This window comes from Streptomyces sp. NRRL B-24572, assembly GCF_002156145.1.
Taxonomy (GTDB): Bacteria; Actinomycetota; Actinomycetes; order Streptomycetales; family Streptomycetaceae; genus Streptomyces; species Streptomyces vietnamensis.
Genome location: NZ_MWIG01000637.1, coordinates 1 through 7,603, shown reverse-complemented (window position 1 = coordinate 7,603; position 7,603 = coordinate 1). Strand labels below are relative to the sequence as shown.

The 7,603-nt window shown below is 74.3% G+C and carries 9 protein-coding genes; 4 read left to right on the top strand and 5 right to left on the bottom strand.

Annotation, left to right across the window (positions count from 1 at the left end; all coding sequences use genetic code 11):
* On the top strand, positions 1–637 hold a 637-nt coding region (locus tag CCN56_RS43570), incomplete at its 5' end, for a terpene synthase family protein (protein ID WP_218779474.1).
* A gap of 64 nt (positions 638–701) precedes the next feature.
* On the opposite strand, the gene CCN56_RS32285 is transcribed toward CCN56_RS43570, so the two are convergent.
* On the bottom strand, positions 702–1,625 hold the full coding sequence (locus CCN56_RS32285; protein WP_086831434.1) for a zinc-binding dehydrogenase: 924 nt from the start codon (positions 1,623–1,625) through the stop codon (positions 702–704).
* A gap of 116 nt (positions 1,626–1,741) precedes the next feature.
* On the opposite strand from CCN56_RS32285, the gene CCN56_RS32280 reads away from it, so the two are divergent.
* Positions 1,742–2,185 (top strand): MarR family winged helix-turn-helix transcriptional regulator, encoded by a 444-nt coding sequence (locus CCN56_RS32280; RefSeq protein ID WP_086831433.1) that lies wholly within the window; start codon positions 1,742–1,744, stop codon positions 2,183–2,185.
* A 43-nt stretch (positions 2,186–2,228) separates the two neighbouring features.
* Here the strand turns inward: CCN56_RS32280 and CCN56_RS32275 are convergent, their stop codons facing one another.
* Positions 2,229–2,801, bottom strand: coding sequence for a TetR/AcrR family transcriptional regulator (locus CCN56_RS32275; protein ID WP_086831435.1), 573 nt, complete (start codon positions 2,799–2,801; stop codon positions 2,229–2,231).
* 92 nt (positions 2,802–2,893) lie between these two features.
* On the opposite strand from CCN56_RS32275, the gene CCN56_RS32270 reads away from it, so the two are divergent.
* The gene (locus CCN56_RS32270; protein ID WP_086831432.1) at positions 2,894–3,325 is read left to right on the top strand and encodes a nuclear transport factor 2 family protein; all 432 of its coding nucleotides are present in this window, start codon (positions 2,894–2,896) and stop codon (positions 3,323–3,325) included.
* Positions 3,326–3,375: 50 nt separating this feature from the next.
* Positions 3,376–4,386, top strand: a complete 1,011-nt coding sequence (locus CCN56_RS32265; protein WP_086831431.1) for an NAD(P)-dependent alcohol dehydrogenase — start codon at positions 3,376–3,378, stop codon at positions 4,384–4,386.
* 4 nt (positions 4,387–4,390) lie between these two features.
* Here CCN56_RS32265 and CCN56_RS32260 read toward each other — a convergent pair whose 3' ends face one another.
* From CCN56_RS32260 to CCN56_RS32250, 3 genes are all read right to left on the bottom strand, one after another.
* Entirely contained in the window at positions 4,391–5,182 is a 792-nt protein-coding gene (locus CCN56_RS32260; protein WP_086831430.1) for a DUF4239 domain-containing protein, read from the bottom strand.
* A gap of 249 nt (positions 5,183–5,431) precedes the next feature.
* A complete protein-coding gene (locus tag CCN56_RS32255) occupies positions 5,432–6,172 on the bottom strand; it encodes a 4'-phosphopantetheinyl transferase superfamily protein (RefSeq protein ID WP_086831429.1) in 741 nt (246 codons plus the stop codon).
* Positions 6,173–6,179: 7 nt separating this feature from the next.
* The gene (locus CCN56_RS32250) at positions 6,180–7,472 is read right to left on the bottom strand and encodes an MFS transporter (RefSeq protein ID WP_086831428.1); all 1,293 of its coding nucleotides are present in this window, start codon (positions 7,470–7,472) and stop codon (positions 6,180–6,182) included.
* Positions 7,473–7,603 lie beyond the last annotated feature (131 nt).

Here is a 7,603-nt window from a genome sequence, read left to right as displayed (position 1 = left end):
CGGGGGCGGCCCCGCGCCCGGCGACCGCACCCCCGTCGAGCAGGCCTTCGCCGACCTCTGGGAGCGCAGCGCGCGCGGCATGTCGGCCCGATGGCGGGCCCGGTCCGCCTACAACTGGGAGTGGTACTTCGCGTGCCACCCCGCCGAGGCCGCAGGCCGGCTCTCCGGCCGACTCCCGGACCGGGAGGGCTATCTGGCGCTCCGCCGGGGCACGGCCGCCATGGAGACCCTCTTCGACATGGTCGAGCGGCTCAACCGGTTCGAGCTGCCGCAGGAGGTGCTGCACCATCCGGCCTTCCGTCGGATGCGCCAACTGGCCGCCGACATACCCTCGTTCACCAACGACGTGCACTCGTACGCCCAGGAGCTCGCCCGCGGCGACGTGGCCAACCTGGTGATGATCGTCCGCGAGGAACGCGGCGGGTCCCCCGAGGAGGCGGCCGCCCAGGTGATGCGCGAGGCCCAGACGATGGTGGACCGCTTCGTGGAGCTGTCGTCCGAGGTCCCCGAGATCTGCGACCTCCTCGATCTCGCCCCGGCCGCCCGGGAGGCGGCCCGCCGGTACGTCGACGGCCTCGCCGCCTGGATCGCCGGCTACCACCGCTGGGAGATCGACACGGGCCGCTACGACCACTGATCCGCGTGCAGCAGCCGGCGGGGCCGGCCCGCTCGTCGTGCGCGGGCGGCGCACCCGCCCGCGCTCAGGGGATCAGCACGACCTTGCCGAGGTTGCCGCGGGACTCGACGATCTCGTGGGCGCGCGCCGCTTCGGCGAGCGGGACCAGGGCGCAGACGCGGGGGCGGAGCGTGCGGTCGCGGTGGAGTTCCCACAGTTCGTCGAGCCAGCGCGCGTACACCTCGGGCTCGCCCCGGGCGATGGCCGCCATCTGGAAGCCGATGACGGAGGCGCCCCGGACCAGCAGTTCGTACGCTTCGACGGTGCCGCCGCCCGAGCTGAAGGCGACCAGGCGGCCGCCGGGGGCGAGGGCGCGCACCGCGGGTCCGAGGAGTTCTCCGCCGACCCCGTCGATGACGATGTCGACCGGTTCGCCCCAGGACTCGTCCCCGTAGAGCACGACCTCGTCGGCGCCGAGGGCGCGTACGAACTCCGCCTTGTCCGCGCTGCTGACGGCCGCGACGACGCGGGAGGCCCCGCCCGCCCTGGCGTACTGGAGGGCGAGGGTGCCGACCGCGCCGGCCGCCGCGGTGACCATGACGGCGTCGCCGGGGCGGGGGCGGCCGGCCTCGTAGGCACCGCGCGCCACCAGGCCGCTGCGGACCAGGGCCACGGCGTCGACGGCGGTCGCCCGGTCGGGGATGCGGGAGGCCATCGCCTGGTGGACGAGGGCCAGTTCGGCGTACGCGTGGGAGAAGCAGAGGCCGGTGACGCGGTCGCCCACGGAGAAGCCGGTGACGTCCGCGCCGACGGCGGCGACGGTGCCCGCCACCTCGCCGCCGAGCGGCATCGGCTCGACGCCCTCGCGCACCTTCCGTACGGAGGGCAGGGTGACGCCGACCGCTTCGCTGCGGACCAGCAGCTCGCCCGGACCGGGCTGCGGCTCGGGGACCTCCTCGACGAAGAGGACCTCGGGGCCGCCGTTGACCTCGTAGCGGACACGACGCATGGACACCTCCGGATGTGGCACGGACACGGAATCGGAGAATCATTGGGATTCCCAATGAATAACACCGTAGAGGCAAACCGTTGGGAGGTCCAATGGATTCGGGATAGCCTGCATCCATGCCCCCCACCGAAGGCCCGCACGCCCTGACGCACATCCAGTCCCTGCCGAGCTGGCTGGTCGGCCGCGTGGCGGCGCGCGGCCGGGGCCTGGTCGCCGAGGCGATCGCGGAGGAAGGGCTGAAGCTCCCGCAGCACGCCGTGCTCGCGGCGGTGTCCGAGTACGGCCCGGTCGCCCAGGCCGATCTGGTGCGCCGGCTGGGCTTCGACGCGAAGGACGTGGTCCTCCTGCTCAACCAGCTGGAGGAGGCCGGTCTCGCGCTACGGGAACCCGATCCGCGGGACCGCCGCAAGAACGCGGTGACGGTGACGCCGGCGGGCGTACGCGCACTGGAGCGGTGCGCGGAGCTGGCCGAGCGGGCCAACTCCGCACTCCTCGCACCGCTCGACGCGGCGGAGGCCCGGCAGCTGATGGACCTCCTGACCAGGGTGCACGAGGCATAGCACCGCCCCGGGGTCCGTCCGACCCCGATCCGCCGGACAGGCCCTACGCGAGGCCGGCGTCGATGATGTGCTCGGCGAGGTCCCGGGCCGCCGCGGCGGGCTCGACGCCGGGGCGGGTCGCGCCGACGGCGAGGAGGCCGTCGACGAGGATCAGCATCTGGTCGGCGGCGAAGCCGGGCCGCGCGTGCCCGAGGGCGAGGAACTCGTCCTCGAACAGGCCGTGGAGGGTGTGCCGGTACGCCCTGGTGACCTCGCGGCCGGGGTGCTCCGGGTCCGTGAGCGCGAGGTCGGCGGCGAGGTACCGGCACCCGCGGAAGTCCGGGTCGGCGGCGATGAGGCCGAGCCGGTCCACGACGGCGAGGAGCCGGGCCCGGGGGTCCTCCCCCGCCGCGTCCATGGTGGAGCGGTATCGCTCCACGTCCTCGGCGGTGCTGCGGCGCAGCACCTCGGCGATGAGGCCGTCCTTGCCGCCGAAGTGCTCGTACAGCGAACGGCGGGCGACGCCGGCCCCCTTGAGCAGGGCGTCCACGCCGACGCCGACACCCTGACTGTAGGTCAACTCCTGGGCGGCGAGCAGGAGTCGCTCACGGGGGCCCGGCTTCACGGAAGTACTCATGACGCGATTCTGCAGCACTTGACACGGTAGATCAACCGGTCTATCTATCTACCTCGTAGACCGAACGGTCTATCTCTCCTGAGGAGGCGTCAATGTCCGTACGCACCACCGCCGAAGTCATCGACCGTTTCAACCGCGCGTTCACCGACCGCGAGGCCGGCCTCCTGTCCGACCTGATCGCCGAGGACTGCGTCATGGAGAGCGTCCAGCCCGCGCCGCGCGGGGAGCGGGTCTTCGGACGCGAGGCGTGTACGGAGTGGTGGTCGGCCCTCGTCGACGACCTCACCGCGCGGTTCACCCCGCAGGAGGTGATCGTGGCGGGCGACCGCGCGACGATCATGTGGACCTACCGCTTCGGGGACGGCTCCGACCAGTGGGTGCAGGGCGTCAACGTCATGCGGGTGACGGACGGCCGGATCGTCGAGGCGCTCGGTTTCAGCAAGACCGCGGGAGAGGTCCCGCTGGCCGCCGAGTCCGCCCAGTCCGCCCAGTCCGCCCAGTCCGCCCAGTCCGCCGACGCGTGATGCCCGGCGAAACGACCCGCCCCACCCACCTCTCACGAAGGGCACGACCGATGCGGAGCTACCACCTGTCCCACAGCGGGGCCGGACTGTCCGGCCTCACCGTCCGCGAGCACGACGTCCCCACGCCCGGCCCCGGCCAGGCCCTGGTGGCCGTGCGCGCGACGTCCCTGAGCTTCCGCGAGCTCAGCGTGCTCGACGGGACCTACGTCCTCCCGGTGAAGCCGGACGTCGTCCCCGTCTCCGACGGGGCCGGCGAAGTGGTCGCGGTCGGCCCGGGCGTCGACTCGGTACGCGTCGGGGACCGCGTCGCCGCCACGCTCTTCCCGTCCTGGCAGGACGGCCCGTTCACCGTCGAGCACGTCGCGCAGCTCGGCGGCTCGCTGGACGGCATGCTCACCGAGTACGCCGTGGCCGACGCGGACTCGCTCGTGACCGTACCCGCGCACCTCACGTACGCGGAGGCCGCCACCCTCCCCTGTGTGGCGGTGACGGCGTGGAACGCGCTGACCGGCGACGGAACCGGGGTCCGCCCCGGCGACACCGTGGTCGTGCAGGGCTCCGGCGGCGTCTCCCTCTTCGCGCTCCAGTTCGCGAAGGCGCTCGGCGCGCGCGTCATCGCCACGACCAGCAGCCCCGCCAAGGCGGCGCGCCTGCGCGAGCTCGGCGCCGACGCCGTCGTCGACTACGCGGCCACCCCCGACTGGGCCGGCGAGGTCCGCGCCCTCACCGACGGCCGGGGCGCCGACCGTGTCGTCGACGTCGCCGGCCTCCTCCACGAGTCCGTCCGCGCCATCACCCTGGGCGGCACCGTCGTGTGCGTCGGCTTCACCGGCAGGACCGCCCCGCCGCTCGACCCGCACGCCCTCTTCGCCTCCGGCGCCACGATCCGCAGCGTGGCGGTCGGCAGCCGCGCCCAGTTCACCGCGATGAACGCCTTCGTCGAGAAGCACGGACTGCGGCCCGTCGTCGACCGCGTCTTCCCCTTCGACCGGGCCGTCGACGCCTACCGCCACTACGCCGCCGGAACCTCCTTCGGCAAGGTGGTCATCGACCACTCCTGACCTCTCATTGCTTCCAGTACTGGGCGAGGGCCCCCTCCCGGTACGGAGCCGGGCTCACGCTCAGTTCGCCGGCGAAGGGGCGGTCGAGGACGAAGACCAGCAGCAGGCTGAAGCCGATGAGGGAGGCGACCGAGGCGACGAAGAGGAGCTGGATCCGGAGCCTGCGCATGCCGTAGAGGAAGGTGAGCGGGACGAGGACGATCGCGCCGCCGAAGGCCAGGACCTGGAGCAGCGGCGGGAGTTCCTGCTCGGCCATGTTCAGGCGGGCCCGACGCTGGGCGGCCACGTCGTTGAGGTGGGTGACGGCCTCCTCGTAGAAGACCTCTTCGCGCGGGGACTTCGGGTCGTACGCCTGGAGGACGTCGAAGGCGGACCGGAGGTGCCCCTCGGTGGCCCCGTAGCCCGGCTGTCCGGCGCGCATGCGGGGCCACTGGTCCTCGACGACCGCGTGGACGTAGCCGCTGAGCGCCGTGTCGAGGTCGGCGCGGACGGCCGGCGGGAAGGCGGCGGCGTCGCGGGCGATGAGCGCGGCGTCGGTGGCCTCGCTGGCGACGATGGTCTGCGTGCTGTCCAGTTGGGTCCAGAGGGTGACGATGACGAACGCGAGGATGATCCCGTAGATCGCGCCGAACATCCCCAGCGTCACCCCGACCATGTCGTTGTGCTCCCCCCGGGCCAGCGACGGGTACCTGCGGCGGAGCAGCACACTGCCGGCGACGGCGAGGAGGACGGTCCCGCCGACGGTGACGACGGCCAGGGTGAAGGTGCTGAAGTGGTTGAGGAGCCAGAGCGACATGTGCGGGGAGTCTAGGTGCGCCGCGCGGCCGTTCCGGCCCCGTGGCGGCGATCACGGTGAATGATCACTCGCCCGTGTCGGCGATGGAACACGCTGCCGCCACGTCGGGCCCGTGACCTCCGCCCGGTCGGCGCCGCGCCCCGGGGCCGCGACGCCGGCCCCGGGTACTTCCCGGGGCCGGCGTCGCCTCGTCGGAGAACCTCCCCGCCACGGCCGAGGACGAGACCCGCACAGGAGGCGGCACGCTCCTCACCGGCGGAGCGCCACGGCGGCGTGGTGGCCGGCGGGGACGGCGACGTCGGCGAGGAGCCATCCGGGCGGTGCCGAGGGGAGCGGGCCTGCGCCCACGTACTCGGCGGACGGATCGGCGCCCAGACCCGTGCCGATCCCCTTCAGATAGGCCTCCTTCCTCGTCCACACCCTGGCGAACGCGGCGGGGCGGAGGGCCGGGGCGAGGGCGGCGAGCTCCGCCGACTCGGCCGGGTGGAGGACCTCCGACGCCTCCGCGACCGTGTGCGGCGCCGGCACCCGCTCGATGTCCACGCCGACGGGGGTGGACGCCACGGCGATCAGGCTCAGTCCCTCGCAGTGGGAGAGCGAGAAGTGCAGCCGCCCGTCGGGCAGTACGGGACGTCCGTGCGGCTCCCCGCAGCACGGGCACGGCGCCCGGGCCACCGACACCGTGCGGGGTGCGACGCCCAGGTGGGCGCCGAGCAGGCGGCGCAGCCCGACGTGCGCGCACAGGTAGGTGGCGCGGTCGCCGGAGCGGCGGAACTCCTCGGCGCGGGCCAGTTCCTCGGTGGCCAGGACGAGGGGCGCGTACCGGGTGACGGTGTCCTGGTGGGCTTCGGTGGCCACCAGCCACAGCTGCGGGCGGACCGGGCGCAGCCCGGGCAGGCGCGGCAGGGCGGCGGTCAGGGGCGGGAGTGACGCGGGGATCAGCGGGCCGGCCGGAGGAGCCTCCGGCGGCGGGGCAACCAGCGGGATCATGTCTGCCTCACACGGACGTGGCGGTGGGCTCCGGTGCGGTACGGGTACGGGCGTCGGCGCGCGGCGTGGCGGTGGCCGCCCCACCGCGCAGGGCGACGGCCGCGGCGACCGGGGAGAGCAGGGCGAGGCCCGCGCACAGCAGCCAGGTACCGGTCACCCCGAGGGAGAGCGAGACGGGGCTGAACACCGCCAGGGACAGCGGCGCCGCGCCGATGCCGGAGAGCGCGAAGGTGGACATCGCGGCGCCCATCCGCCCCTCGGGAACGGCCTGTTGGTAGGCGGTGACCAGGGCGGGCCCGTTGAGGCCGGAGAGCAGGCCGACGACGCCGGCCGTGGCGGCCAGGACGACGGCCGAGGGGACGAGGGCCATGGCGGCCATGCCGGCCGCGAGGCCGACTCCGGTCACCACGAGCTTGGTGTGCGCCGGGATGCGGTGGGCGAGGGCCGCGCCCAGGGCGGCGGAGGCCAGCGCGCCGGCGCCGAAGACGGACAGGACCATGGCGACGGCGCCGACTCCCCAGCCCTCGTCGGCGGCCCGCAGGGGCAGGGCGACCTCGGCCGGCCACAGGAACGCCAGGTCCATGCAGAAGCAGGCGACGAACATCCACCGCAGGCGCGGGTGCGCGGCGAGGAGACGGAAGCCGTCGCCGGAGCGGCGCAGCAGGGAGGGCCCCTGCGGGGCGCGCTCGGGCCTGGTCATGCCGTGGGTGACGTGGGCGGCGCAGGCCAGCCAGACGGTGCAGCCGACGGCCGCTGCCGTCATGGCCACGGGCAGGCCGCCGACGACCACCAGCCAGGCGCCGAGGGGCGAGCCCGCGATGGGGGCGAGGCGCAGCACCATGGAGAAGAGGGAGTTGGCGCGGCCGAGCTGCTCCTGGGGGGCGAGGCGGGGCAGCAGGACACCGGAGGCGGGGCCGGTGAGGCCGAGCAGGACGCCGTCGACGAGGGCGACGGCGATCAGCGGCCACAGGGACTCGGTGGTGGCGGTCACCGCCACTCCGGCGGCGAGGACGAGGACGCGGACGCTCGTCGCGCGGAGCAGGACGGCACGGGGGCCGAGCGCGTCGGCGAGCGCTCCTCCGAAGAGGAGGAGCAGGGCGCGCGGCAGGGTGGCGGAGAGGGTGACGTACGTGACGGCTTCGCGGCCGCCGAGCTGGACGGCCGTCCAGCTCATGGCGATCAGGAGGGCGAAGCTGCCCGCCTGGACGGCGGCCTGGCCGATGACGAGGCTGCTGACGCGGCGCCAGTCGACGGCGGGCGCTTCGCCTGCCGGTGCGCCGGCTGCGGGGATCGTTCCCATGGGGTCGGCTTTCTGTGGTCGATGCGGAGGAAGGTGCGGTGGCCGTGGTCAGAGGGGTGCGGGGCGGCCGTGGCCGGGGGATGCGCGGTGGCCGTGGTCAGAGGGATGCGCGGACGTGGACCCGGACGCCG

Coding starts and splice junctions, on each gene's coding strand:
- CCN56_RS32285 (WP_086831434.1), bottom strand. CDS start 1,625: ATGCGTCGTGTCCGCTACGAGGTCAACGGCGGCCCCGAGGTCCTCTTC.
- CCN56_RS32280 (WP_086831433.1), top strand. CDS start 1,742: ATGCCCCCCACCGAAGGCCCGCACGCCCTGACGCACATCCAGTCCCTG.
- CCN56_RS32275 (WP_086831435.1), bottom strand. CDS start 2,801: ATGAGTACTTCCGTGAAGCCGGGCCCCCGTGAGCGACTCCTGCTCGCC.
- CCN56_RS32270 (WP_086831432.1), top strand. CDS start 2,894: ATGTCCGTACGCACCACCGCCGAAGTCATCGACCGTTTCAACCGCGCG.
- CCN56_RS32265 (WP_086831431.1), top strand. CDS start 3,376: ATGCGGAGCTACCACCTGTCCCACAGCGGGGCCGGACTGTCCGGCCTC.
- CCN56_RS32260 (WP_086831430.1), bottom strand. CDS start 5,182: ATGTCGCTCTGGCTCCTCAACCACTTCAGCACCTTCACCCTGGCCGTC.
- CCN56_RS32255 (WP_086831429.1), bottom strand. CDS start 6,172: ATGATCCCGCTGGTTGCCCCGCCGCCGGAGGCTCCTCCGGCCGGCCCG.
- CCN56_RS32250 (WP_086831428.1), bottom strand. CDS start 7,472: ATGGGAACGATCCCCGCAGCCGGCGCACCGGCAGGCGAAGCGCCCGCC.